The organism is Vibrio sp. 1731, from assembly GCF_033339955.1.
Lineage (GTDB): Bacteria > Pseudomonadota > Gammaproteobacteria > Enterobacterales > Vibrionaceae > Vibrio > Vibrio alginolyticus.
The window spans coordinates 1-26,335 of record NZ_JAWOVO010000025.1 but is presented as its reverse complement, the minus strand read 5'-3'; the positions used below and the strand labels follow the sequence as shown (position 1 = coordinate 26,335).

Below are 26,335 nucleotides of genomic sequence, written 5' to 3'. Positions count from 1 at the left end.
ATAAGCACAGTGCGCGATATTGTGTTTATTTAGTCGCCAAGCTAACAAACTTCTCAATTAAGAGTGACTTATGAAAAGCATTATTTCTATTCAATCTCATGTGGTTTATGGCCACGCAGGAAACAGTTCTGCAGTCTTTCCGATGCAGAGAATGGGCCTCGAAGTCTGGCCAATTCACACGGTTCAGTTTTCAAATCACACTCAGTACCAGCAAGGTTGGACTGGACAGAAGTTTGGGGCAGATGAAATTCATTCTCTAATGAGAGGCTTAGATAACATTGAGAAGTTAGGCGAATGTGGCGCGATACTGTCCGGTTATCAAGGCAGCGCAGAGCAATGTCGTGCGGTGGCCGAAGCGGTAAGTTTAGTCAAATCGCGTAACCACAGCGCGCTTTATGTGTGTGACCCAGTTATGGGTGATCCAGACAAAGGTTGCATTGTGGCAGACGGTGTCAAAGAAGCGATAAGCCATAGCTTGTTGCCCATCGCTGATGTGATTGTTCCTAACCAGTTTGAACTGAGCGAGTTAACAGGTGTGAAAATTAACTCTCTTTATGATGCAGTCACTGCATGTAAAAAAGCCTTAGAGTTAGGACCGAAAATGGTATTGGTGAAACACCTGCATGCACTAACAGATGACGCCTTCAGTATGATTTTAGCGACGCCGAAAGCAAGCTATTTGGCCCAACGCCCTAGTGTTGAATTTGCTATGCAGCCAGTCGGTGTCGGTGATTTGATTTCTGCGATTTTTACTTCTTGTTTGGTGAAGAAGATGTCTCCTGTCGCAGCCTTTCGTCATACACATAACGCCGTTTACGGTGTATTGGAGATCACCAAAGGCTATGGCACATGGGAGCTACAGACGATCAATGCCCAATACGAATTTGTCGAACCGACGCATGAGTTCAACGTCGTGAAAATTGCTTAGCGCAGTACCTAATTAACGGAGAAGCGTAAAGTTAGCATATAGAAACTTGGCATAATTGCTTTGATGGATAGCATCCTACAATCGCGATTATGGGGTTTAGCCGTGCCTAGCTATAGTAACTCCAAACAACGAAACGGACTTCATTTTGACCCAATTAACTTCAAACTGAGTCTCTGGTCATACGCCAGAGAACATTAAATGAGACTGATTATGAATCGTTTAATTTCCTCTGGTGTGACGGTTGTACTTTCGCTGCTGATAGTAGCTTGTAGTTCACCCCATACGCTGGATGTTCGTGTTTCTCAAAGCAACTATAAAGATGTCGAGATCGCGAGTTCGACACCAAATGAGCCACTTCGAATGTGGGCCAATGAAGCGCCGGATTTTCTCTACTCAGCGCACAATCAAACCACACCGATCAAAGTAGAGGGTGAACAGCTCAATATTTTGGCCTTATCGGGTGGTGGCGTAAACGGCGCGTACGGTGCTGGCGTTTTGATGGGCTTACAGGAAAAGGGTGAGCTGAAAGACTACACCATCATTACGGGCATCAGCGCAGGTGCGTTAATTGCGCCATTTGTTTTCATCGGTGGTGATGCAATGCCAAAGATGAAAGAAGTCATGCTCAACATCAACGACAAAAGCGTCCTGGGTAAAAAGAACTTTTTAAACACATTGTTTAAGGACGCGTTTACCGATGGCGAGAACCTCTATGACTTCATTGCGGACGCTTACCCTGAGCCAATGATTGAGGCGATGGCACAGCAACATCGCAATGGTAAACGCCTCTTTATCGGCAGTACCCATTTTGATTCAGGTGAATTAGTAATTTGGAACATCGGCGCGATTGCGAATAGTGACTTAGTGGACAAATCTGAATTGATCTACAAAGTGCTTGCCGCAAGTGCATCGATCCCTGGCGTTTTCCCTCCACAATTTATCGATGTTGAACATGATGGGGAAACACTTGAAGAGTTACACGTAGATGGTGGTCTTGCAGCGCAGGTGTTCTTTAATCCGTCTAACTTCAACTATCAACAAATTTCAGAGGCTCTGGGGTTAGAAAAAGCACCTCAGTTGGATGTGATTCGCAATGGTGCTTTGAAAGCACCGTATCGACCACTAAAAGACAAAGGGTTGGATTTGGTATCGAAAAGCGTCTCAAGCCTTACGTTAGCGCAAACTCGTGGTGATCTGTATCGAATGAAATACATCAGTGAAATCAACGATATTGAGATGCAGTTTACTTACATCGACCAAGACTTCGGGTACGCCAAAGTGACGAAAGACATGTTCGACCAACATTACTTGCTAACGATTTACGAATATGGATTCAAAAAAGCCACCCAAGGACAACTTTGGGTGACTGAACTCCCTTAATACAGGAAAAAAACACAATGAAAAAAGCCGTTCTAACGTTAATGATGCTCACTGCTTCTGCGACTGCATTTGCACAAAGTGGTGCTCACCTTGACCAGCAAAAAGTCGACAGCGACATGCAGCAACTGTCTGCCATTAAAGAAGAAGGTGCAGCCTTCATCATGATTGATGAGAACTCGAGTTACGTGGCAGTCGAGTACGTGGGTAAGTGGGAAGAGATCAACAACTATGTCTCACACAAAGAAGCAAAGCAACGCAAATTGGAAAAAGTGAACAAACAGTTTGTATATTCGCAAACGGGTGAAACGCTAACGTCATTAGAACAGAAGATCGTTGACCATATTCAAGCCGATCAACCTAAGTATTTTAGTGTGGATGTTTACCGCGATTATCATGGTTACTCGGGTGAATTTAACTATTTGGCTCGCGTTGTTGAGTACAACTAAGATGGAAGAAACCTACAGACTTTAGTAGGTTTTTTTATGTCGTCGAGAAGGAATTCAAACGCAGCTTGTTACCGTTACCGAGTAGCAATTCTACTATCTTGTGATAATTTAATTAGATAACTCTAAAAAGTAAGCACAACCTATGAATTTTAGTTTTGAACAACTTCTCGCGTTCGTGACCGTTTATGAACAGCTTTCATTTAGTAAGGCGGCGGTCAAACTCAATAAGCACCGAACCACTATAGGGCAGGTGATCACCAATCTTGAAGACCAACTAGCCGTTAACTTGTTTGAGCGAGTCGGTCGTTCGGTAGAACCAACAGAAGATGGCCACCATCTGTACCACTATGCTAAGCAAACCATCGAACAGGCTCGTACTTTCGATAAAGTCGCACTGAGTCTTTCTTACGGTGGATTAGAGAATGTTAGTATCGCCTATTCAAGCGCTATACCACACCGTTTTCTTGTATTGCTTCGTATTCAATTAGCGGCAGATTTTCCGATGATGCGAGTTAACTTTCTTGTTCGTAATCGCAACGAAATTAAAGAGGGTTTACAGAATGGTGAGTATCAATTCGGTATTGTCAATGTGCATGATAGTCGAGCAATACATAGTCTGGATGCGACGTTTTTAGGTCATTTTGAATTTGTTCCTTTCGTCCAGAAAGGTGGTGAACTCGCTTCTGTTGCACCAGATCGAGTATTGACAGCCTTGAGGAATAGTAAACAATTTGTATTGCGGTCTCTTATTGAAGAGGGAATGGGCGAAAAAGTCATCGTAAGTTCGAACCATGAAGAGGTCGACCAATTGGCCCTTGTAGTGAAAATGGTTGAAGCAGGTTTAGGATGGGCGATTCTCCCCAGAACGTTTGCCCATTCGGAGTTTTCTAATAATCATATAGAGCCAGTGGAAGCTTCTGAATTATTGGAAGGTTTTAAGTTTGGTTTTGGCCTATGGTGCCAACCCTCTAAGCAAGTCGGTGATGTAAAAAATTCAATCATGAAGGTCGTTACAGAATACCGAGAGAAAATAATCCGTGATATGACTTAGCGGCGACATGTATCCTGCTCATCCCTCTCAACAACAAGACTCAACGTGAGTCTTGTTTTTTTGTGTCTGAAAAACGTTATCGTTCTAGCGAAGAGCTAATGTCTATTGGAAGGATATAACCCTCTATATGAGAGTATGGAGTCCATACTTTTTGGCTTAATCTAACCTCGCTCAATGGGTAAGCCCAGAGCAAAAAGTGTTTTTACCATATGTCCGCTGCAAGGACGCAGATTTTCAGCCGGGTTTAGTTACCCGGCTTTTTTTATAGTAATAAAAATGTCAGCTATCACCCCAAGCTCTCTGTTACAACTGGCTTGTTACTTCGCTTAGCAATCCAGTACGCAACGCTACCCCAAAGCACAGTGAGTGCCCAAAGTGCTGTCCAATGTGGAGCGACTTGTTGCCAGGTTGCCCCCATTTGGTTTAGTGCTAAGAAAGCTTTGATCGCCCAAGTGCTTGGGCTTAAATCAGCAATCCATAGTAAGGGAGTAGGTATGGCTTCAATCGGCCAAATAAAACCAGCCAAGAAAATGAGCGGCATAGAGCTCACTAAGACGACTAAGGTGACAAGTTCACGCCGAGGTAATAAGTAGCCTAGCCAGAAGCCTAGTCCGCAACAACCTAAAAAGAACGGGAACAACATAGCCAGCAATTCGCCCGCGTTGGCGATATGGTTTACGTTTAAGCGTTCGAAGCTAAAACCAAAATAATAGGCGCCGAGTAAATAATAAATTGCCACAAATACTAACGTTCTCACAAGCAGCAGCGATCCCGTTGATACTTGTGACCAATAGCCACGACCATGACGCTGTGTTCCCGTCTGTAATCCAACCGCCATGATCAACGTTTGTTGTAAAATCAGAACAAATACTGCCGGCACTACGTATTCGATGTAACCCATGGTTGGGTTGAACGTCGGTTTCATATTAAGCTTAATAGCAGAGTAATTATGGCTAGCCATACTCATGGGCACACCATCTATCACCATTTTACTGACTTTCACTTGGGCCCCTAATGTGCCTCCCGCTTGGGCCAATCCTTCTACCACGGTTCCGTACACGAGAAAATACGAGGCGTCCGCAGCGTAGGCTAGAGTCGGGCTTTTACCTAGCATTAGGTCTTTGTAAAAGTGTTCTGGTATGACTAAAAAACCGGTGATCTCTCGTTGTAAAAATGCTTGCTTTGCATCGGCAATCGTATGAAGTCGAGTGACTACGTTGACTTGCGGGGTGGCATCAACCATACGTTCCAGCTTTAAACTCGTCTGACTACCATCTAGATTAACAATCGCGATTGGTTGTTCACGAGGCGTTTGTTGTGCATAAGGCAAAGGGTATAAAAACGAGTAAAATACGACACCACCAAACACGGTCAACGTAACGACTGGATTGGTTAGAACGGCCTTAAGTTCCGCTTTAATCAGTTGCCACAATGTCATACCGCCTCCTTCGCTTGGCGTGTTGATGAAGCTGTTCGATGTTTACCCATCAAGGCTGCGGTAATGAGCAGGGGCACAACATAACCAATCATAGGCCATAGCGAGCTTAAAGATTGTGCGGCCGATGCTCCATAGCTTGCTTGACTCACTTGTACTTCAATGTAATGGGTAATCGGCAATAATGAACGCCATGCATAAGCGAGCGTGTTCATGTCAGAAACTGGGAATGTAATTCCCATGAACGCGAAACTTGGAGCCGTAAACGCGCCAGCAAAACTCATCGCACGTGCAGGATCCATCGACAAGAAGAAGAACAACGCTCCCATAATGATACAGGCGATAACCGTCGCCAATTGTGCTAGTAGCATAACCACAAAACTGCCTTCCATTGGCCAATCAAGCACAGAATAAAACCAGTACAAGAACAACGCACCTTGCGCCATAAAGACCGGAATGTACTGACTTAATAGGGTAGTGAGCCTGGCGTATGGCTTTTCGCCCAAAAATGCAAAGCCATTCTTTCCACCATAAATGCGAAAGTGCGCGGCAAGAATCAAAATAGTGCTTACTACAATACATATTTGCCAAATGGATGGCACGATAGCCGTTACCAAAAATTGTGCGTAGTTATTGTTACGGTTAAATAATGCGGTTATTTGTGTCGACACGGGTACAGCCTGTCCAGCCGCTGCTAACGTTGTGGTGTTACCCTTAGCCAAGTTTCCCATTACTTCAACCTGAGCGTCGAAATAGCCTTGTGCTTGCGCAACGGCAGAGTTGATCAGTTTCGCTACCAAAATGTACTGACTGTTGTAAAAGACAGAAAGTTGAGGTTGGCGGTGCTGGAGAATATCTTGGTCGAACTTAGATGGGATGACCGCGTAAGCGTAGATATCGCCTTCAATCATCGCATTTTTTGCTTCGCTTGCACTGGTGTAGTGATAGTTAACAGCCAGACTCGACGACGCATCCAAAGATTGAATGAGCTTTCGAGAAAGTTGGGAATGTTGTAGATCAACCACACCGATTGGCAGATCCCGGGCAATGCCCGCAGAGAACACTCCCCAAATCATCATCGCGAGCAAAATCGGTATCCAACTAAGGCACGAAAGCAACCACTTGTCTCGTCGTAAGATATGCCGCTGTGAAATCTTAATCGTCATAGCATTAACCTAGTGGTTGTGATTAAAGTTCAACGACAACACTCATTCCCATACGCAGTTCAGGTTCGGGTTGAGCTGGACGAGCTTCTACTTCAAAGGTACGAAGATCAAAACCTTGAGAAGCATCGGTTGCTCTCCACGTTGCAAAGTCACCCATAACGGCAACATGTGTTACTTTGAACTCAACATTTTTGTTTAAGGCAGGCAAATAGGCATCAAAGGTTGCTCCTTTTTTAAAGTGTTGAAGGTAATCTTCACGCACATTAAGTGTCGCCCAGGCATCTTCTGTATCTATCACAGTAACAACCGGGAAGCCCTGAGGTGCTAATTCACCACTTTGAAGTAGAACTTGAGAGACTTCGCCGTCAAACCAGCTGTAGATCTGAGTATCTTTCGCGTACGCTTCTACTTCGGCTACGGCACCTGATGCCATGCGCGCTTTTTCCGCCGCAGCCACTTTGGTTTCACTTCTAGCGCCTTCTTTTGCCATTTCGTACATTTGAAACGCGGCACTTTCTGTGTATTTCGCTGCTTGCCACTGCGTTAAAGCTTCATCGCGTTTTTGTTCTGCAACCACGCCATCGTTATAAAGGTTATTCACACGATTGTAGGTTTTTTCCATTAAATTCGCAGCGGCTTTGGTTTTCATCCACTGATCTTTTGCTGCTTGGATTTGTTGCTCACGTGCGCCTTTCTCAGCTTCTTGAGCTAAGGCGTCCGCCGCTTTTTCACCTGCTTTTGCTTGTTCTAACTTCGCTTCAATTTCAGGACTATGAAGGGTAAAAATAAGCTGACCTTTCTCTACATCGTCGCCTTTACGTACCATGACCTCATCAATACGCCCTGGAACTTTTGAGGAAATACTGTATTGCTGGGCTTCAATTAATCCCTGTAAGCGGATCGGTTCCGGTTGATAGGCTTGGTAAAATTGATACCCAACCCAAGAGGCAACACCCAAAGCACAAAGTGAGAGTAAAACGGGTTTTAGTGATTTAGCTGCCATGATTTATTTCACCTCTTTGGATGTTGAAGCAGGGATATAAGCGGTATTTTGATATTGTTCGAAGCTGTTCATTTCACTGCTCAATGCGAGTAGCTTGGTTAAAGATATTAAATAGCGGAAACGCGCCGCTGAACGTTGTGTTTCTATACTCGCGACATAAAGTTGTGCATCCACAACATCCAGAGAAGACGACAGACCCTGAGTAAATGCTTTTTCACGCAAGCGCAGGTTTTCGTTAGCGAGTTCAATGCTAGATGCGAGCCCTTGTACTTCATCAATGGCTTGCTGAGCCTCCAAGTATGTCTTTTGGACTAACAGCGATAAGTCTTGTTTGGCTTGGGACTTTAATGAGTCGACCTGCGAGACGACGCTTTGAGCGGCTTTGACTTTTTCGCTTCGCCCTGATGATTCAATCAGTGGAATGCTGACACCAACACCAACTAACCAGTCAGGCTTCATTTGGCTTGCGAGAGAATCGTCTTCATACAAGCTGTAGTCGCCGTAAAGATAAACTTCAGGGTAGTATTTCCCTTTTTCTGCTTTGATTAAGCTAGAGGCTTGTTTGTGTTTAGCGCTCAGAAGCTCTAACCCCGGATAGGTAAGCAACGTTTGATCGACAAAAGCAGTAAGAGGGGGAAGACTGTCGTTGATAAACAAAGACTCAGCGGGCTCTACGGCATCATCTTGCGCGAGTAATTTACCTAATGCAGCCTGAGCGATACTCAAATCGCTGGCTGCTTTACGTGTTTCTACAGATGCTTTATCTAAAGAAGCCTCGGCTTGCAGGCGCTCAACGTGCGCGATTTGTCCTTGCTCTTCAAGCTTAATGGCAAAATCTCGATGCTTTTTTAGCCCAGCTTCAACCGCTTGCCGCGTTGCGAGTACTTCCTTTGCCAGTACGACAGAAAAGTAGTACTTCGATAAATCTTCAAAACGCGCTTGTTGTTCCATTAAAAGCTGACTTTTCGCCTCATCCGTTTTGCCTTCTGCTGCTGATTGAGCCGCAGAAATTCTACCACCAGTAAAAATTGGCCAAATGGCACGAATAGACGAAGAGAAAATATCGCGCTCGGTTATGGTCGAAGTGGTATTAGCTAAGGCACCAAAAATAGGCTGAAAAGCAGGAGGTACGTTAATGTGTGCTCCTGTGCTGTCTAGAATCTGTTTTCCCGAAAGCGTGATATCGGTATCTAAACGCGTGTAATTCGCGCCAATGGTAACTTGAGGTAAGTTGAGATTGCTGGTGGCACTCTCTTGGTATTGGTAGTTCTCGACGTTTGAGCGTTGTGCTTTAAGAGAATAGTTGTTTTCTAGCAATAGCTGCCATGCGGTATCAAAAGTGATCGGTGCCGCATGACAGGCAAGGGAAATCGAGCTGCTAAGTAAGCCCAGTATCCAAAACTTTCCTGTTTTTTTCATAATAGCTGCTTTATCGTAGAGTATTAGCTCTAATATAAAGGATTCGTAACTGCGTGTTAAGTAGGAGGGAAAATTGGGCAGTAGTATGCGCCCAGTTATATTTGTGCTGGGCGCGGGAGATGTTACAAATTTATTTCGTATATGGACAGTGAAACTCCGCTCTCCACTCGAGCTGACGAGAACCTCGCATCGTATTCAATAGATCTTTTCCACTCATTTGAGGGAACGATAACAGGACTTTGAGATCAGAAGTACCGCCTCCGTTTTTTTCATAAGCCCTGACGTGTGTAAATGTTGAATACATATTCTCTGACAGCATCGCCTTATTCAGGCATATTCCAAAGGTATCGCGTTCCATGTTTGGTGTTCCTTCTAACTATAAATGCACCTCTGTTTATAGTTTTCCAGTTTTCAGATGGTGTCTAAGTGTTTGTAATATAGTCAGTATTTGTGTTTTGTTTTATTTTTGTCCAAACCACTGACATCAATGTTGAGCTTTTAATAGACTTCCAGCTTCACTGCTTTCAAACCGAAACTCTCATTGGTTTCGTTGATTAAAAATTATACGTTGTAAAGTCTAAAAACGCCTCAAAAACCGCTAAAATCGATGTGATCGCGATCATGATTTTAAGGGCAATTTATGTATGGAATTGAGTATCAGAGAGGAATGCTAAATTTGGTGAATGGTTGTAATTTTATGTTTCAGCTCGTCGATTAATTAACCGTAAACTCTGCGGTTTGCTTGTCTTCCTCACAGATTTATCACCACGACAACGTCATGCTGTTAACTGAGTGTTAACGTTACGCTCAAGAGTGAATCACAAGGATGTATCAATGAGTTGGAAAACCATCAGCTTTCGTAAGCGGATGCTCATTATCATGACGCTATCGGGGTTGATAGAGCTGTTATTGCTTGTCGCCGCAGGGTTCACTTATCTCAAAATCAATCAAGAGCAAGAAATGGGAGAAAAAGCACTGGGTGTTGCCCGTTTTTTAGCGGACTCAGCGGTTGTTCGTGAAATGATCGAAACCCAACACCCCCAGCCATACCAACTTCGCTTTCGAGAATTAACCGAAGCCATAGGTGCTGCATTCATCGTTATTGGCGACCATAAGGGAGTACGCTTAATCCACCCTGTTGATGAGCGGTTGGGCAAGCCAATGAGAGGTGGCGACAATCGTCGAGCGCTAGAGCAGGGGTTGTCTTATGTTTCGACGGCACAGGGCTCGTTAGGTTATTCAGTTCGTGGTAAAGCTGCGATTTTTGACGAGCAAGGGAACATCATTGGTGTGGTTTCGGTTGGCTATTTGCTCGACCGACTGCAAGACCGCATCGAACCATTTTTGGCCTTTTTGATTTTAATGGTCATCGTAGTTGTCGTCGCTAATGCCATTGTATCCAATTATGCGTCGAGAAAGTTTCAGCGCGCCATTTTAGGCTTTGAGCCTGAAGAGATAGGGCGGTTGTACGGCGAATTAGAAGTGACGATGAGCACTATCAAAGAGGGCGTGTTAAGCATTGATGCCCAAGGGATACTTCGCTCGATAAATCGTAGTGCCTGCCAGATTCTCGGTATTGATAGAGAATCAGCGCTCAATAAACCTTTGACTGACACGCTGCGTGATAGCGATCTATATACAGTATTAGAAAGCGGGCAGGAAGATCATGATATTGAAATATTCCTTAATCATAAGCGCCTGATTGCAAATCGCTCTCCAATTTATGTTGATGGAAAAATCGTGGGGGCGGTATCGAGTTTCCGTTTAAGGGATGAAATTAATGATCTAACCGAGCAGCTATCACAAACCAAGGAATATGCAGATTTGTTACGTTCGCAAACCCATGAGCATCGAAATAAGCTCAACACCATTAGTGGGCTAGTACAAATGGGTGAGCTTGATGCGGTGCAAAAGTTAATTGGACAAGAAACCGCACACTATCAAGCAATGATTGAGTTTTTAAGAGATACCGTTAAGGACCCGCTAATTGCAGGTATGTTGCTTGGAAAAACTGAACGTGCTCGCGAGTTAGGCTTACAACTGGTGGTTGAGGAAGGCAGTCGTCTGGAGCCCCTACCTGAGTGGCTAAATTCGGAAGACCTTGTCACAATTTTGGGTAATTTGATTGATAACGCTTTCGATGCCACGTTAACTTCAATTCGCGATGAATCAAATGTTGCGTCAGAACGCAGAAACATTGATGTGTCCGTTAGCGATTACGGAAATGAAGTGATACTTGAGGTGATAGATCATGGCTGTGGCCTCCCAAAAACAGTGGATCCACAAACATTATTTACAAAAGGCGTTTCGACGAAATCTCGTCAAAATCGAGGAGTTGGGTTACACCTTGTCAATCAGCTTGCTACTCGATATCACGGCCATGTTGAGATGATACCCAATACAAATTATGGGACAAGAATAACGGTGTACTTACCCAAGGAAGAACAATTATGAGTATGGCGACTCGCGTAATGATCATTGAAGATGATCTGGCTATTGCTGAGCTGCACCACAAATACTTAAGCCAACTGACAGGTTTGGAAGTGGTTGGAATTGCGACCACGAGAATGGAAGCGGAAATGCAACTCGACATTCTTAAGCCAGATTTACTATTGATGGATGTCTATCTTCCCGATGGCACAGGGCTTGAGATACTAAATACACTGCGTGCAAGTAACCAAACGTGTGATGTCATTTTGATTACAGCCGCAAGGGATGTCGATACGTTACAACAGGCGATGAGGGGTGGCGTTGTCGATTACCTGTTAAAACCAGTGATGTTTCCACGCTTAGATGCCGCACTGAAAAAGTATGTGTCCCAACGCCAACAACTAGACATCGTAGAGAGTTTGGATCAGAACCTCGTTGATAAAATGCTGCAGTCTCACGCCAATCAAGACAACTTGCCGAACCGATTACCAAAAGGGATTGATGGTGTAACCCTAGACAAGATCAGAGAGTTGTTCCTAAATGGCAGTGCGCTGACCGCTGATGAGGCAGGTGAAAAAATCGGAGTGAGCCGAACAACGGCAAGGCGCTATTTGGAGTATCTGATCAGCACTGGTGAACTAGAGGCTGATTTAAACTATGGCTCTGTTGGTAGGCCAGAAAGGTGCTATAAAAAAGTGACGCGGTAGCGTTTATATTGATGCTCTATGCAAAATAAAAAGCGATGGCTTATTGTAGAAACCATCGCTTTACAAATTACGGCTGTTCCGTTCTAAGAGGTTAGAAGTTGTATTCTAACTTCGCTTCGATAGAGCGCTCAGCGCCAAACCAACAGTTATTTTTGTCGTAACAAGAATAGTATTCTTTATCGAATAGATTGCTTGCAGAAAGCGTGACGCTAGCCCCTTTCATTGATTCAGATACCGTTGAGAAATCGTAACTTGCTGCTAAATCAAACAAGGTGTAGTCCGGTACTTTTTGACTATTCTGTGCATCAATTTGTGCTTCTCCGACATAGCGAACGCCAGCACTGGTACGAAGGCCTGAAAGATTTCCTTCAAAGAAGTAATTTGCCCATAGAGAGGCCGTTTGCTCAGGTACCCAAACCGGCGTTTTACCTTCTTGGTTGTAATAACTGTCCTCGGTAATCTCCATATCGGTATATGTATAGCCTAGAGTGAAATCAGCTTGTGCTGTAGCTTGCCATTTTGCCTCAAGTTCAATACCTTGTGATACCACTTCGCCCGCTTGATAGTTCGGTGCATAAGGATTATTCGGATCGGTCAAGATCGCGTTTTTCTTCGTGATATGGAAGAGTGCTAAGTTACCTGAGATATCACCAGATAATGGTGCGTATTTAAAGCCTAACTCCCATTGATGTCCGGTTGATGGCTCAAATGCTTTACCAGAAGAGTCGGCACCCGCAATTGGCTCAAAACTTTCCGAGTAAGTAAGGTATGGCGAGAGACCAAAATCTAGCTCATACAAACCACCGACTCGGAAAGATACGTTGGTATCGTCTAACTCTTCCTTGCTCTTGGATACTGTTCCTAGATAATCGCTAACGGCGTCTGTATTTGAATCGTATTTATCCCAACGAAGACCTGCAATCATTACAAGTTGCTCGTAACGAACTTGATCTTGGAAATAAACGCCAATCTGCTTCGTTTTGATATCCAAGTTTTGTTTGTATTGGAAATTCAGTGCATTACGATCAATGCTGTTGTGGTCAGGATTAAAAATGTCCTGAGTTAGCGAATACCCAAGCGTGTCTTTGTATTTTACATCTGAATCTAGATACTGATAATCAAGCCCGAACAATAAGTTATGTTCAAAATTTCCTGTTTTAACGTAGCCAGATAGTTGGTTGTCAATCACAAAGGATTTGGACTTTTCATCGGTTAAATAGGCATTTCGACCAACGGTACGGTTATCCGCTTCAAGTGCACCGTTATATGTGTTTTCCTGATAGGCATCGGCGGTCATGTAGCGGGCATTCTGTAGAAATTGCCAATTGTTGTTAAAGTCGTGTTGGACTTTGTAACCCATCATCAGAACTTCGCGTTCGTAAGTGTTCCAGTCCTCATCCCCTAAATAAGTGCTTGGTGACATCGAGCCAAGTGGGTTTTTAATCACTGAGCCAGACGCAGGCACAGTCGTGTAGATACCTGCTGATGGATCATTTTGATAGTAAACATTCACGTTCACTAATGTGCTTTCTGTCGCTTGCCAATTGAAAGATGGGGCGAGTACATAACGTTCGTCTTCAGACGTATCGGCTTGACCATCTCGCTGTTTTGCCAGGCCGACGATACGGTAATCCACATTAGAATCACCAATTTGTCCTGTGGTGTCGAACGTCAGTTCTTTTAGGCTGTTAGTCCCTGTACTAATCGAGACAGAGTGCGAGGGTGTTGACTGAGGCGCCTTGGCGATAATGTTGACCATACCTCCTGGTGGAATATTGCCGTAAAGAACAGACGTTGGCCCTTTAAAAACCTCGATTTGCTCAAGAGCAACGGAATCGACCTGCGGTTGAAGGTTCCAACCGTTGTACAGCAAAGGAAGACCATCATAAAAGTTGGTGTAGTTAATAAAACCACGAATATTGAATAGGTCAAGTCGGGAAACGGCACCACCACGCAATTCTGTATTTACGCCAGGCGCATAACGCAATGCTTCGCTCACCGAGTTTACGCCGCGTAGGTCCATGTCATCTTTAGTGATTACCGTGATCGCTTGCGGTGTTTCCTCCGGTTCTAAAACGGTTTTAGTTGCGGTGTTTCGGTATGTTTCTCCTAGCACCGTAATCGTTTCGTGTTGGAATACGCTCTCAGTCGCATTGGCGTGGCCAGCGAGCAATGCGGATACGACGATAGCAACCGCTGAACGATGAAATCGAATCGGACTTTCCATATTTATAAATTCCACTACTTTTTCTATTTATTGATAATGATTGTTATTTGTATTCTATATTCAAAGAAATAGGAAAAGTTAACAATTTGGTGCAAAACACTAATCTTTGGAACTTATTCTTCTGTTCTTAGGTTTTAAAGATAGCGAGTCGTTTGGCTCGACAGGAATCCAATACTGCATTTGTGCTTGTTCGCTATCAACATCATAACCTTCTGGATAAAGCTCTAACTCATAACCATCGATAGCATGATAATTAGAGTAGGGTAGCCAATGTAAAATAAACCATTCCAGCGTTGAGGCGAGCTCTGATGCTTTGCCTATGTGTGTAATGACGGCGTAGGTTTGCTCAGGAACAGCCAAGAGGTCTAACCCCGAGTTGGAAGAGTTCGTTGATCTTGGTGCGTTTGCTGTTGGACTGCACTCATAACCTGCCCAATACTCAAGTTGTTGGTTGTTTGAATACGCTTGAGTCACATCAATCACGCCAAAGTAACTACTTTCCGAATTGTTAAGGTTTTCAGATGAATAAAGACGTGACCAAAGTGACGGTACTTTGGATTGGAAATCGGGCGTAGCGGAAAACAATCCGTGAATAGGTTCATGATAACCAGCAAGTTCAAAAGCCGGTTTTGTTTCTATTCGAACTTCAATAAAGCGCTGATGTTTTTTCTCTTCTTCTGGTGTCTTACGCAGCGTCAAAGGTTGCCTCAACCCGGAGAGTTGTTGCGTTTTTCGATATTCGCGGGGGCTTTTTGAAAACATATTCCTGAACGCACGGCTAAATGCGTGTTCAGATGTAAATCCCATTTCTATCGCTATATCTAACGAGCGGTCAGAAGTATGGATTAAGCGCTCAGCCGCAAGGCTAAGTTTAAGCTCTCTGATGTAGTGAGCGACGGATACGCCAGTGTGTTGTTGAAATACGCGTTGCAGTTGCCAGCGCGACCAACAACTTGCTTTCGATATTTCATCTACGCTCAGAGTGCTGTCTAAGTTGGTGTGAATGTAGTCAAGCACCGATTGTATTCGGTTTATGGGATGTGGGTTAATGGCGCTTGATTTCATGGCGTTCTACTTTCACATTAATAGTGATTTCATTATCTTTAATTGAGTATCATTATCAATAGGATGATGAAATAAAAAGTAAGTAACACAGATCACGATAAAACTGTAATGGATTGCAAGGATGAGTAATTATTGTCCATATTAGAGTTTTTGCTTAAATTTTGGAGCGTTCAGATGAAACTTTTTTTATCAATAAAATACAATCGCTTATGACGTTTTGTGCAACTTATTTAAACGTTTGCACTGGCAAGTGTTGATGTAAATCAAATAGTCGTAGACAATATTGCCCCGTGTCGGACTCTCCTCCAGCGAGTACAGTGTGTACTTTTGAGACATAAGTGACTTAAATGACCTCAATACGTCGTGTTTCCAAGAATCGGAAATGCAACTTCTTGAGGTTCTTTGGGCCCATAGACTTTACCTATCAACGTAATAGGTAAGACCAATTTTCTATTTTGAGGTGCCATTGATAGGGTTGGCTCATTCTCTAGCCGTATCCGGGCACACAATAAGTACCTCGTTTTTAAGGGAAAGATGATGGTAATACCAGAAAACAGCAGCATCGTTATTTTTGGTGCTTCAGGTGACCTTACGTACCGTAAGCTCATTCCTGCTTTATACCACCTCTACGCGAACAAGCAGCTTCCAGAGAATTTTGCCATTCTGGGTGTAAGTCGCACTGAATACAGTGATGAGTCTTACCGCGCGAAGCTGAAAAAATCGCTTCAGGAAATGGAAAAGACTGAGCCAGAAACGCTTGATGCATTTATTAACCATCTGCACTACCAAGCAATTAATACTTCTGACACACAAGATTACGGTAAGCTATCTTCTCGCTTAGACCAACTTGCGGACGAATATCAATTCGAGCAACGCAATACGCTTTTTTACTTAGCAACCCCACCAAGTTTATACAGTGTGATCCCTGCAAGTCTTGCAGCACATGGTCTTAACAGTGAAGAGGATGGCTGGAAACGCCTGATCATTGAGAAACCATTCGGCTATGATCTTGAATCGGCGCGTATTCTGGACAAAGAAATTCACGAGCACTTCCAAGAGCATCAAATCTACCGAATTGACCATTACTTAGGTAAAGAAACGGTACAAAACCTACTTGTGCTTCGTTTCTCTAATGCGATGTTTGAGCCACTTTGGAACCGTAACTTCATTGATTACGTTGAAATCACAGGCGCAGAATTCCTTGGCGTAGAGGAGCGTGGTGGTTACTACGACAACTCTGGCGCTGTGCGCGACATGTTCCAAAACCACTTGCTACAAGTATTAGCAATGGTAGGTATGGAACCACCAGCGCAAATCAATGCAGACTCGATGCGTGATGAAGTGGTAAAAGTGCTTCAATGCCTAAAGCCATTAGACGAAAACGCTCTGCGCAATGACCTAGTATTAGGCCAATACACGGCGTCTGAAGTCCGTGGGCAAAGCCTACGCGGCTACCGTGAAGAGCCGGGAGTTGCAGACGATTCTCGTACAGAGACTTACATCGGTTTGAAAGCGTACATCAACAACTGGCGTTGGAATGGCGTGCCATTTTACGTGCGTACTGGTAAGCGTCTTCCAACACGCGTTACTGAGGTGGTTATCCACTTTAAACAAACACCGCATCCTGTGTTTGGTCAAAACGCACCAGAAAACAAGCTGATCATTCGTATTCAACCAGACGAAGGCATTCAAATGAGCTTTGGCTTGAAAGAGCCAGGCGCAGGCTTTGAAGCGAAGGAAGTGAAAATGAACTTCCATTACGCTGACCTGCAAGAAACGCAAATGCTAACGGCATACGAGCGTCTTCTACTTGATGCTTTGAATGGTGATGCTACGCTATTTGCACGTAGTGATGCGGTGGAAGCGTGCTGGCAATACGTACAGCCAATCTTAGATTTTAAGCAAGATCCACAATCCCTCTTCGGGTACGCATGCGGCACTTGGGGACCTAAAGAGTCAGATGACTTGTTACAGCGTGATGGCCGCGCTTGGCGTTTCCCATGTAAAAACTTAACAGATACGGATTACTGTGAACTATGATCAACCATAAGATCTACCAAACAGCAGAACAGGTAGTTGAAAGCCTAGCTAACGATATGAAAGCGTTTAGCGAAATGGGCAGACCTGTTCACATCTCTCTTTCTGGCGGCAGCACTCCTAAAATGCTGTTTAAACTACTGGCTTCAGAGGCTTACGCAACCTCCATTCAATGGGAAAACCTCCACTTTTGGTGGGGTGACGAACGTTGTGTTGCCCCTGACGATGCAGAAAGCAACTACGGTGAAGCGAACACGTTGTTGTTTAGCCAAGTAAATATTCCTGCGGAAAACATTCACCGCATCCGTGGCGAAGATGAGCCTAAAGCAGAAGCCGAGCGCTTTGCAAAAGAGATGGCAGAGGTGATCCCGAGTGAAAACGGCACACCTGTGTTTGACTGGATCTTATTAGGCGTTGGTGCAGATGGTCATACAGCTTCTCTGTTCCCTGGCCAAACGAATTATGATGATGCGAACCTATCTCTTGTGGCGTCGCATCCTGAATCGGGCCAACTTCGTGTGTCGAAAACCGCACGCGTATTAGAAGCAGCGAAACGCATTAGTTACTTAGTGCTTGGTGCAGGAAAAGCGGACATTGTTGAAGAAATTAACAGTTCACCAGCACACGCACTGCCATACCCAGCGGCTAAGATTCAAGCGAAATCGGGCCTAACGGAATGGTATTTAGATTTAGACGCGGCAGCAAAAATTGCTTAAGACGCTGCTCGTCGATGAAATAAAATTGGAGAGAAACAATGAAAGGTGATATCGGTGTAATTGGCCTAGCAGTAATGGGTCAAAACCTTATCCTAAACATGAACGATCACGGCTTTAAAGTGGTTGCTCACAACCGTACTGCTGCTAAAGTAGACGAGTTCCTGGAAGGTCCAGCAAAAGGCACGAACATCATCGGTGCATACTCTCTAGAAGAACTAGTAGAGAAGCTAGAAACGCCGCGTAAAGTAATGTTGATGGTTCGCGCTGGTGACGTTGTAGACAAGTTCATCGAAGCGCTAGTACCTCTGCTAGACAAAGGCGACATCATTATTGACGGTGGTAACACTAACTACCCAGATACAAACCGTCGTGTTGCTGCACTACGTGAAAAAGGTATCCACTTCATCGGTACTGGTGTATCTGGTGGTGAAGAAGGTGCGCGCTTCGGTCCATCTATCATGCCTGGCGGTGCTGCTGAAGCATGGGAAGCGGTTAAGCCTATCTTCCAAGGTATCGCTGCGAAAACTGACGCTGGTGAGCCATGTTGTGACTGGGTTGGTAACGACGGTGCTGGTCACTTCGTTAAGATGGTACACAACGGTATCGAATACGGTGACATGCAGCTTATCACAGAAGCTTACCAGTTCATGAAAGACGGTCTTGGTATGTCTGCAGACGAGATGCAAGCAGTATTCGCTGATTGGAACAAGACTGAGCTAGACAGCTACCTTGTTGAAATCACGGCTGACATTCTTGGCTACAAAGATGAAGACGGTGAGCCTCTCGTTGAAAAGATCCTAGACACAGCAGGCCAAAAAGGTACTGGTAAATGGACTGGTATCAACGCACTAGACCTAGGTATTCCACTAACACTTATCTCTGAGTCTGTATTCTCTCGTTGTCTATCTGCACTGAAAGACCAACGTGTTGAAGCTGAATCTCTATTCGGTAAGACAATCACTCCAGTTGAAGGCGACAAGCAAGAGTGGGTTGATGCACTACGTCAAGCGCTACTAGCTTCTAAGATCATCTCTTACGCTCAAGGCTTCATGCTAATGCGCGAAGCGTCTAACGAGAACGGTTGGGACTTAAACTACGGTAACGTAGCTCTAATGTGGCGTGGCGGTTGTATCATCCGTTCTGCGTTCCTAGGCAACATCCGTGATGCGTACGAAGCGAACCCAGACATCGCATTCCTTGGTTCTGATGAGTACTTCAAAAACATCCTACAAGGCAGCCTAGCAGCATGGCGTAAAGTAGCAGCGAAATCTCTAGAATCTGGTATCCCAATGCCATGTACGATTTCTGCGCTATCTTTCCTAGACGGTTACACAACAGCTCGTCTACCAGCGAACCTGCTTCAAGCTCAACGTGACTACTTCGGTGCTCACACTTATGAGCGCATTGACCGTCCACGTGGTGAATTCTTCCACACTAACTGGACTGGTACAGGCGGCGACACAGCGTCTACAACTTACGACGTGTAATCGTTTTAAGTAAACCGACTAAATATAAAGATATAAAGGGATGCCCAAGTGGCATCCTTTTTTGTTTTTGCTTTTACGGAACTTCAAGAGCGCCTAGGCGCTCTTTTCAGTGGTCGTTTTCTTGTTTTGATAAAACCTGTCTTTTAGGTAGAGAATTGCACTGACCACAAGAGCCACTAAAGAAACAGTGAATAGGGCGTACATGCTGAGAATCCATGCGAATGTGGCCGTCAAGAATGCAATGAAGGAAAACATTCTGCTGAAAGACATCACATGGCCAAGTTTGTTACTTTTCATAAACGCCTCCCGAAGCTAAGTGGGGATAGACAATTGTGGTCATATGCTACACTTTTAATTGTCTGCTCTTTTGGGACGTTTCACACAAAAAAGTGGCTAAAGATTTCTCAAAAAAGGTGAAATATTGAACTGGTAGACAAATCGTTAAACTGAGTTGCACAGATATGACTTCGGTTGTCTATCACTTCAAAGTTTTTAACTACGCAGATTAAGGGCATGTAGCGCTATTATTATCGTATTCGAACTCTACGATACACAATTGCAAGTGAACCTACACTCGTAAGCTCATCCCTGTCGTCAGTTACAGTAAAAGCTTTTTTCTCTGTTTAACAATACCTTAGTAACTACGGGCAATTAAATCTGTTTTTCGATCGAAACTCAGATTGCACAAAAGGTGAAAAAGAGTGCTAGGTAAGCCTCTAAACTACGCCTATAATTAGCGCCCACATGGAGGATGTTTATTATATGAACATCCTTTATTTTTTGAAACTAGCAACAAGGATCCAGTAAAACATGTTTTTCTGGTTTTGTTTACGTCGACCAAGAAGGTAATTAACACAGCAAATTGAGGTTCTAAGATGACTCTTAACAAGTACTTTGTTTTCATTCCAGCAGAATTGGAACAGGAAATGCACAAGGACAATCAAGTGATCTCTGAGAAGGAAACTCAACGTCAGGCATTAGTAAAACAGGCACAACAACAAGGCGGCCTGTAAGCTAGGTTTCAAAGAGAAAGAGCACCGCAACGGTGCTCTTTTTGTATCTGAGGTCGTAGAATTAACTTAATATGCCAAGGCTTTTCAACTTTCTGTAAATGGTATTTCGGCTCACACCAAGCATACGAGACGTTTTGCTAATGTTCCCCTGGTTGGCTTGATATGTTTTGAGCAACTTATCTTCGACGGTTGCACGCAGTTCTGAAGTTGGTTCAGCGGATGCTGCTCCTTCTTGAGCTTGGCTGAGTTTCTTACTTAGGTGGGCTGGGACGTGTGTGAGTTCCAATATTTCTTCACCTTGCGCCATTAAGGCGGATACTTTGATTAAACTATCGAGTTCACGCAAATTTCCTGGCCATGAGTAAGACAGCATCAGAGAAAGTAGGTGAGGGCAAAGCTGTTGTTCAGATTCGGCGTGACGCCGATGAATGTTCTCAATCAGTTGTCGTTTGTCATCACGTTCCTCAAAGCGAGGTAGCTCAATGATCAAGCCATTAAGGCGATAATACAAATCTTGGCGGAACAATCCTTCGCTGACCAAATGTTCCAGATCTTTATGCGTGGCTGCAATGATTTGCGTATCGACTTGAATACTTTGGTTTGAACCCACGGGAAGCACGGTTTTATCTTGCAATACATGGAGCAAGCGGCTTTGAGCTTCCAAGGGTAAATCTGCGATTTCATCCAGAAACAAAATCCCTTTGTGTGCTTGGCGAATTTTCCCCTGATAGCCTTTGCTGTTTGCGCCAGTAAAGGCACCGGCTACGTAGCCAAATAATTCAGATTCAACCAGATCTTTTGGTAGCGCTCCGCAGTTAACGGAAACCAACGGTCCCGTTTTTCTCTGGCTGTTTTTATGAAGCGCTTTCACAAACTCGTTTTTGCCAACACCAGTCTCTCCGAGAATCAACAAACTGATGTCTTTATCGATGACGCGATTGGCTTGCTGCCAACAGTGCTCAACTGCGGAGTCGCCATAATGAAGATCATTGGACGCCGCTACAGCACGAGACTTGACCTTGCTATCTTTATCGGTAAGCGGTTTTGTTTTGAAAACGAAAGGGTGCTCATTTCCCCGAGTGGATAGAATGTCGTCTAAGGATTGCCCAATGATACTTTTTTGCGCAAAAAGTTGAGAGGCTACTTGATTGTGAGCCAAAACTTGTCCGTCTTCATTTGCAATGATAATTCCTTGCCAACCACTATTCAGTAAACCTTTTTCGCACGCTAAATCCACACGAATATGCCCTTGTGGAATCAAGTTAAGTAGTTGATTCTCCACTTGCTGGACCATGTTTTGTACTAGTACTTGCGTTGAGAAGTCATGTCTCTTTTGCTCGCTCGTAATATCTAATACGCCAATGAGGTTACCAAGATGATCGAAAATAGGATTAGCCGAACAGCTAATAAAACGATGGTGTTGGATAAAGTGCTGATCACCAATAACAGAAACGGGCTTTGCTTCAACCAAGGCTGTACCAATCGCGTTGGTGCCTTTGACCTTTTCTTGCCAGCATGCACCAGAGCTTAGCGAGATTTCCGTTAACTTTTCACGAAATCTAGGCTGTCCCCAACTGCCGATGATGACACCATCTGAATCCGTCAAAATTAAGCGACTGTCGCTATGAGCAAATAGCTGATTAAACAAAGGGAGCGCAAATTGAGTGACTGTCTCTAGCAAAAAATTGAGTTGGTGACGCCTATCTTGGAGCGTCGCTGGCGTTACTCGAATATCTTCAGGGCGTCGACGCTGTTTTAAACCCGCTTGTTCACTTCTGACCCATGAAGTTGAAAGCCAATTGTTATCGCTAATATGTTGAAGTTCCATGACTGTACCATTTTGTCACAGTGAGGGTGTGCCATTTTGGAACACTTGAACATTGGTGTTCACACCATACATCCGCTCAAACATCGCTCACTTGGTTTGTTATCGCTTGGTAATCATAGTTTTACATTTAATTAACAACAAGTGTGGCGTAGTTGGCGTGTGACTTGCGTAATGCTCTTTGTGAACAGTGCGATACGACACTGCAATAACACATTGAACGAGAAACAAAAGGAAGAGTTATGATCTATGCACAGCCAGGTAGTGAAAATGCCATTGTTAACTTTAAATCGCATTACGATAACTTTATCGGTGGGGAATGGGTAAAACCAACGGGTGGTGAGTACTTTGACAATATCTCACCAATCAACGGACAAGCGTATTGTAAAGTTGCTCGCTCTGGCGAGGAAGATATTAATTTAGCACTGGATGCCGCGCACAACATCAGAGCAAAATGGGCCAAAACCAGCGTGACAGAACGTTCGAACATCTTGCTGAAAATTGCTGACCGTATTGAGCAGCATCTAGAAGAGCTTGCAGTTGCAGAAACTTGGGAAAACGGCAAACCAGTTCGCGAAACCTTGGCGGCAGATTTACCTTTAGTAGTGGATCACTTCCGTTACTTCGCTGGCTGTATTCGCGCACAAGAAGGCAGTGCGGCAGAACTGGATGAGCACACCGCAAGCTACCACTTCCCAGAACCGATTGGTGTGGTTGGTCAAATTATTCCGTGGAACTTCCCAATGTTGATGGCGGCTTGGAAACTAGCACCGGCACTAGCGGCGGGTTGCTGTGTGGTATTGAAGCCAGCAGAGCAAACCCCAACATCCATTCTGGTTCTGATGGAAAAAATCGGTGACCTTCTTCCTCCTGGTGTCATCAACGTTGTAAACGGATATGGTTCTGAAGCGGGTCAAGCATTAGCAACCAGCAACCGCATTGCGAAACTCGCTTTTACCGGGTCTACGCAAGTTGGCAACCACATTCTGAAATGTGCAGCAGACAACTTGATCCCATCGACAGTTGAGTTAGGTGGTAAATCTCCAAACATCTACTTCTCAGATATCTTCGATTACGAAGATGAGTATCTTGATAAGTGTATCGAAGGTACGTTACTTGGTTTCTTCAACCAAGGTGAAGTTTGTACTTGTCCATCTCGCGTACTGGTTCATGAAGCGATTTATGACAAGTTTGTAGAGAAACTGACGGAACGTGCACAGCTGATTAAACAAGGTAATCCGCTCGATACCGATACTCAAGTCGGTGCTCAGGCTTCTCAAGAACAGTTTGATAAGATTTTAAGTTACCTGGAAATCGGCCGTGAAGAAGGCGCAAAAGTGGTCTTTGGTGGTGGAGTGTCAGAACAGCCAGAGTCTATCAACCAGGGGTACTACATTCAGCCAACCATGTTGGAAGGCCACAACAAGATGCGAATCTTCCAAGAAGAAATCTTTGGCCCAGTGATTGCTATCACCAAATTCAAAGATGAGGCTGAAGCGTTGGAAATCGCAAACGACACCGAATATGGCTTAGGCGCAGGTGTTTGGACACGTGATGCGAACGTCGCATATCGTATGGGCCGTAATATTGAAGCTGGTCGAATCTGGATTAACTGTTACCACGCTTACCCTGCACACGCAGCGTTCGGTGGTTACAAAAAATCGGGTATCGGGCGTGAAACGCACAAGATGATGCTGGACCACTACCAGAATACTAAGAACTTGCTGATTAGCTACAGCATCGACCCGTTAGGCTTCTTCTAGTAAAACTAAGTAATTAATAAAGAAAAAGCAGTATGAATCAAAACCCCGAATCTTCGGGGTTTTTTATTAGCGTGAGCTTGTCGGCTGAAGGTTAACTTAGATGTTTAACCCGCTTATATTGTGATATCAGGAACGTTGAATTATCGCCACTTTTCGTTCCATAAGCTTTTCTACGGCGGCGTTTTGCTTGTCAATATTGAGTTGCGGATCAAAGTCCAAAACGCGATTGCAAGATTCGAGACTGGCAAATTGATTTAAACATTCACCAAGCTCTCTTTTAGAGCTTGTTCGCGTCATACTGCTTTCTGATGAGGAGAGTAGGGTGACTTTACGGCCATGAAACGTTCCTTGCGGCACTGCATCACTTTGCTGCGCTTGTTGAACGTCATGAACCGATGAATTGGTGTATGTGGATTGGATGTCATTGGACATAAAGACACCTAAACTCTCAAGTCTAAAGTTTGTGGCATCGGTGGTGCCTCATCAATGGTTACATGAGAAGACAATAACGCTTCCCACGACTCGCTGTGCGTCAGCAATTCTGCTAAAGCTGTTTCAAAATATTCGTAATCCAGTCGCCTAATGTTAATGAGTCGGTTTAAACATAGGACATGTCGGTGGTTATCTAAACTAAAAAATAACTGGTGCTCAGGCCAGTGATAATTAAAGGCCAAGAAAGAGCGATAGAGATCGGAATTTACAATTTGAAGGCCAACAATCTCAGCTTCGAGCTGCAAAGTTGTCGATTCAGGATGAAAGATGATATGCACCCTTAGATTATCATCAAAGGCTAAGCTTACTTCATTTTCCGTTAGATGCAGTGCAGGCAAGCCTATTTGATGAGCAAACTTTAGCAAAATCTCATCGATAGTTTGGCGTGCTGACATAGGAATAGTCCCTTTTGAAATTTTATCAAGGAAAATATTAGATGTATCTCTTCATGTTTATCAATATTAGTCGGTTGTTATTATATTTTGGCTTTTAAATGTGTTGAGAGAAATAGAAAGATAAAAGTAAGTGTGTTCAGATGCATATCTCGATGGCAATGATATATATGAATATCACTTTTCTCTAATGAACTTCAATTAAGGAAGGAATGAAAGAGAGCAGAAACTGTTTTTGAAATTACAGTCCATGTTAACTACGTGTTGTTGAAAAATGCGATTTATTGTCCGCTTGTAGTATAAATATAAGTTGATCTTTTATATTTTTACATAAAGAATTGTGTGAATTTCAAATGAGCTAGATTATATAAAATACGTTTATGGGGTCATAATGAACAATTCTATATGGGCTGGTTTTATTGGGTTATTCATACTGAGTGGGTGCAGTCAGACTGTGTCCGTCAATGGGGTGGATGGCTTTGATACACAGAGTCAGGCATCAGTCTATGGTTGGGTTTCTGTCGACGGCTACTTTCCACCTTCGATTACTTCTCTTGAGGTGGAAATATGTAAAGTTATTGATAATCAATGTCTTAAATCAGCATCTCAGAGCTACCAAGGTGTTCAGTTGCCTGTGCAGTATTCGTTTTTAATTGCACCAATTCAAGCTGGTGAAGGAAAAATGAAGATTATTGGAAAGCTTTATTCAAACGGTGAGCTCGTTGCGGAAAAAGAAAAGAACTATTTATTTTTAGAGGGAAATAAACAAGAAAACTTGATTCTTGTTCCAAAAATAAACAGATAAAATTTTAAGTACTACATTTTTATTAGAATTTTCTAATTTATAAAAATAAAGACTATATCTTTCCTTTTGTGAAAGATTTGTTGTCTTTTATAAACATTAATTACATGACTTTGAAGTCATCGGGTCAGTTGTTTTTTAGACTCATACTTGTTGCAAAAACAGTATTTTTTATGATTATATCTCGCTCCTTGAACACGTTGGCTTGGCGTTTTAGGCTATAAAACATACATTTTTATGATTTTGGAAATTTAATTTTGTTCTCGAAACGATGCCGAAATCTATTTAATTGTATTCTAATGTATAACAAAACAACCAAACTTAAATAACCAAATGATATTTAAGTTTTGGCTAATGATAAACGCTATCTGATAAAAATAATAAAGACGGACAGCAGAAATTTACTAAGTCAAACTTTTACCTTTAGGTAAAGGTAATGCTTGGGTTATTCGCTAATTATTCGGGGGGTATGGTAGGCTTTGTTGCTTAATTCGATGAGAAGACATGGTAGCCCCATGTTGTTCAGTTCTTAAACAACATACTGAGTTTCA

23 protein-coding genes are annotated in these 26,335 nt (G+C 43.6%); 12 read left to right on the top strand and 11 right to left on the bottom strand.

Going from position 1 to position 26,335, the window contains the following annotated elements; all coding sequences use genetic code 11:
- Positions 1-70 precede the first annotated feature (70 nt).
- The 4 genes from pdxY to R7035_RS21360 all read left to right on the top strand — a co-directional run bounded on the left by pdxY (position 71) and on the right by R7035_RS21360 (position 3,805).
- Complete coding sequence (gene pdxY, locus R7035_RS21375; protein WP_033906186.1) at positions 71-928, top strand: pyridoxal kinase PdxY; 858 nt, start codon at positions 71-73, stop codon at positions 926-928.
- Positions 929-1,138: 210 nt separating this feature from the next.
- Positions 1,139-2,308 carry a patatin-like phospholipase family protein gene (locus R7035_RS21370; protein ID WP_262652048.1) on the top strand — a complete coding sequence of 390 codons (1,170 nt, stop codon included), beginning with the start codon at positions 1,139-1,141 and terminating at the stop codon, positions 2,306-2,308.
- Between the two features lie 17 nt (positions 2,309-2,325).
- The gene (locus tag R7035_RS21365; RefSeq protein ID WP_262652047.1) at positions 2,326-2,754 is read left to right on the top strand and encodes a hypothetical protein; all 429 of its coding nucleotides are present in this window, start codon (positions 2,326-2,328) and stop codon (positions 2,752-2,754) included.
- A 142-nt stretch (positions 2,755-2,896) separates the two neighbouring features.
- On the top strand, positions 2,897-3,805 hold the full coding sequence (locus R7035_RS21360) for a LysR family transcriptional regulator (RefSeq protein ID WP_033906183.1): 909 nt from the start codon (positions 2,897-2,899) through the stop codon (positions 3,803-3,805).
- Between the two features lie 286 nt (positions 3,806-4,091).
- Here the strand turns inward: R7035_RS21360 and R7035_RS21355 are convergent, their stop codons facing one another.
- The 5 genes from R7035_RS21355 to R7035_RS21335 all read right to left on the bottom strand — a co-directional run bounded on the left by R7035_RS21355 (position 4,092) and on the right by R7035_RS21335 (position 9,186).
- On the bottom strand, positions 4,092-5,243 hold the full coding sequence (locus tag R7035_RS21355) for an ABC transporter permease (RefSeq protein ID WP_033906182.1): 1,152 nt from the start codon (positions 5,241-5,243) through the stop codon (positions 4,092-4,094).
- Positions 5,240-6,406 (bottom strand): ABC transporter permease, encoded by a 1,167-nt coding sequence (locus R7035_RS21350; RefSeq protein ID WP_005387167.1) that lies wholly within the window; start codon positions 6,404-6,406, stop codon positions 5,240-5,242. Before R7035_RS21350 ends, R7035_RS21355 begins: the two co-directional genes overlap by 4 nt.
- Positions 6,407-6,428: 22 nt before the next feature.
- A complete protein-coding gene (locus R7035_RS21345; RefSeq protein ID WP_318146255.1) occupies positions 6,429-7,409 on the bottom strand; it encodes an HlyD family secretion protein in 981 nt (326 codons plus the stop codon).
- Between the two features lie 3 nt (positions 7,410-7,412).
- A complete protein-coding gene (locus tag R7035_RS21340; protein ID WP_005387166.1) occupies positions 7,413-8,828 on the bottom strand; it encodes a TolC family protein in 1,416 nt (471 codons plus the stop codon).
- 130 nt (positions 8,829-8,958) lie between these two features.
- A complete protein-coding gene (locus R7035_RS21335) occupies positions 8,959-9,186 on the bottom strand; it encodes a hypothetical protein (protein WP_005377125.1) in 228 nt (75 codons plus the stop codon).
- 476 nt (positions 9,187-9,662) lie between these two features.
- On the opposite strand from R7035_RS21335, the gene R7035_RS21330 reads away from it, so the two are divergent.
- Together R7035_RS21330 and R7035_RS21325 are read left to right on the top strand one after the other, a co-directional pair.
- On the top strand, positions 9,663-11,282 hold the full coding sequence (locus tag R7035_RS21330; RefSeq protein WP_262652045.1) for a sensor histidine kinase: 1,620 nt from the start codon (positions 9,663-9,665) through the stop codon (positions 11,280-11,282).
- Positions 11,279-11,965: a response regulator gene (locus R7035_RS21325; protein WP_005387163.1), complete on the top strand. Its 687-nt coding sequence runs from the start codon at positions 11,279-11,281 to the stop codon at positions 11,963-11,965. The genes R7035_RS21330 and R7035_RS21325 overlap by 4 nt, the downstream gene beginning before the upstream one ends.
- A gap of 91 nt (positions 11,966-12,056) precedes the next feature.
- Here R7035_RS21325 and R7035_RS21320 read toward each other — a convergent pair whose 3' ends face one another.
- Both R7035_RS21320 and R7035_RS21315 read right to left on the bottom strand, forming a co-directional pair.
- Positions 12,057-14,192 carry a TonB-dependent siderophore receptor gene (locus R7035_RS21320; protein WP_213886828.1) on the bottom strand — a complete coding sequence of 712 codons (2,136 nt, stop codon included), beginning with the start codon at positions 14,190-14,192 and terminating at the stop codon, positions 12,057-12,059.
- Between the two features lie 99 nt (positions 14,193-14,291).
- On the bottom strand, positions 14,292-15,257 hold the full coding sequence (locus tag R7035_RS21315; protein ID WP_005387160.1) for a helix-turn-helix domain-containing protein: 966 nt from the start codon (positions 15,255-15,257) through the stop codon (positions 14,292-14,294).
- Between the two features lie 537 nt (positions 15,258-15,794).
- On the opposite strand from R7035_RS21315, the gene zwf reads away from it, so the two are divergent.
- Genes zwf through gnd form a run of 3 tightly spaced genes read left to right on the top strand, consistent with a single transcriptional unit; the run spans position 15,795 to position 19,497 of the window.
- A complete protein-coding gene (gene zwf / locus R7035_RS21310) occupies positions 15,795-17,297 on the top strand; it encodes a glucose-6-phosphate dehydrogenase (RefSeq protein WP_017634563.1) in 1,503 nt (500 codons plus the stop codon).
- Positions 17,294-18,010, top strand: a complete 717-nt coding sequence (gene pgl, locus R7035_RS21305) for a 6-phosphogluconolactonase (protein WP_017634562.1) — start codon at positions 17,294-17,296, stop codon at positions 18,008-18,010. The genes zwf and pgl overlap by 4 nt, the downstream gene beginning before the upstream one ends.
- A 38-nt stretch (positions 18,011-18,048) precedes the next feature.
- Entirely contained in the window at positions 18,049-19,497 is a 1,449-nt protein-coding gene (gene gnd / locus R7035_RS21300) for a decarboxylating NADP(+)-dependent phosphogluconate dehydrogenase (RefSeq protein WP_005377160.1), read from the top strand.
- 93 nt (positions 19,498-19,590) lie between these two features.
- Here gnd and R7035_RS21295 read toward each other — a convergent pair whose 3' ends face one another.
- The gene (locus R7035_RS21295; protein ID WP_005377162.1) at positions 19,591-19,794 is read right to left on the bottom strand and encodes a hypothetical protein; all 204 of its coding nucleotides are present in this window, start codon (positions 19,792-19,794) and stop codon (positions 19,591-19,593) included.
- A gap of 578 nt (positions 19,795-20,372) precedes the next feature.
- Between R7035_RS21295 and R7035_RS21290 the strand changes: the two genes are divergently transcribed.
- Positions 20,373-20,510, top strand: a complete 138-nt coding sequence (locus R7035_RS21290; protein WP_005377165.1) for a hypothetical protein — start codon at positions 20,373-20,375, stop codon at positions 20,508-20,510.
- Positions 20,511-20,571: 61 nt separating this feature from the next.
- Here R7035_RS21290 and R7035_RS21285 read toward each other — a convergent pair whose 3' ends face one another.
- Entirely contained in the window at positions 20,572-22,338 is a 1,767-nt protein-coding gene (locus R7035_RS21285; protein ID WP_064368463.1) for a sigma-54-dependent Fis family transcriptional regulator, read from the bottom strand.
- A 239-nt stretch (positions 22,339-22,577) separates the two neighbouring features.
- Here R7035_RS21285 and R7035_RS21280 point away from each other — a divergent pair, with 239 nt between their 5' ends.
- Entirely contained in the window at positions 22,578-24,098 is a 1,521-nt protein-coding gene (locus R7035_RS21280; protein ID WP_005377169.1) for an aldehyde dehydrogenase family protein, read from the top strand.
- A gap of 126 nt (positions 24,099-24,224) precedes the next feature.
- On the opposite strand, the gene exsE2 is transcribed toward R7035_RS21280, so the two are convergent.
- Positions 24,225-24,530, bottom strand: a complete 306-nt coding sequence (gene exsE2 / locus R7035_RS21275; protein WP_005377171.1) for a T3SS regulon translocated regulator ExsE2 — start codon at positions 24,528-24,530, stop codon at positions 24,225-24,227.
- A gap of 8 nt (positions 24,531-24,538) precedes the next feature.
- The gene (gene exsC, locus R7035_RS21270; protein ID WP_005377174.1) at positions 24,539-24,985 is read right to left on the bottom strand and encodes a type III secretion system regulatory chaperone ExsC; all 447 of its coding nucleotides are present in this window, start codon (positions 24,983-24,985) and stop codon (positions 24,539-24,541) included.
- Between the two features lie 388 nt (positions 24,986-25,373).
- On the opposite strand from exsC, the gene R7035_RS21265 reads away from it, so the two are divergent.
- Positions 25,374-25,787 (top strand): YscW family type III secretion system pilotin, encoded by a 414-nt coding sequence (locus tag R7035_RS21265; RefSeq protein ID WP_054579559.1) that lies wholly within the window; start codon positions 25,374-25,376, stop codon positions 25,785-25,787.
- Positions 25,788-26,335 lie beyond the last annotated feature (548 nt).